This is a genomic window from Burkholderia sp. SR8 (genome assembly GCF_052851275.1).
Genome location: NZ_JAULUC010000096.1, coordinates 1 through 395, shown reverse-complemented (window position 1 = coordinate 395; position 395 = coordinate 1). Strand labels below are relative to the sequence as shown.

Genomic DNA, 395 nt, shown 5'->3' with positions numbered 1-395 from the left:
GCGGAACCTGTCCGCATTTTTGTGGGCGAGGCGGTTGAACAACGTGTTACCCACGCGCCTGCATAAATCGCTCGCCGAACAGGATAGCAAACTGGTTCATCGCTGATTTCCAGTCGAATGCGGACCGCACGGTCTTGGCCAGTACATTGCGCAGCGCCAGCCAGAGCAGCTTGATGGCCGCCTCGTCGTTCGGGAAGTGACCACGGGTCTTGATGATCTTGCGCAGTTGCATGTTCAGACTCTCGATGGCGTTTGTCGTATAAACGACCCGTCGAATCTCCGGCGGAAACACGTAGAACGGCACGACGTGCTCCCACGCGCGTTGCCACGACTGCACGATCGTCGGGTACTTCGCGCCCCAAGGCCCGTCGGCGAAGTCTTGCAGCGCCTGCCGT

General features: G+C 59.7%; 1 protein-coding gene. It reads right to left on the bottom strand.

What is annotated here, in order from left to right; all coding sequences use genetic code 11:
• Positions 1–46: 46 nt before the first annotated feature.
• Positions 47–395: transposase (locus Q3A80_RS31980; protein ID WP_446332764.1), on the bottom strand; the 349-nt coding region annotated here is incomplete at its 5' end.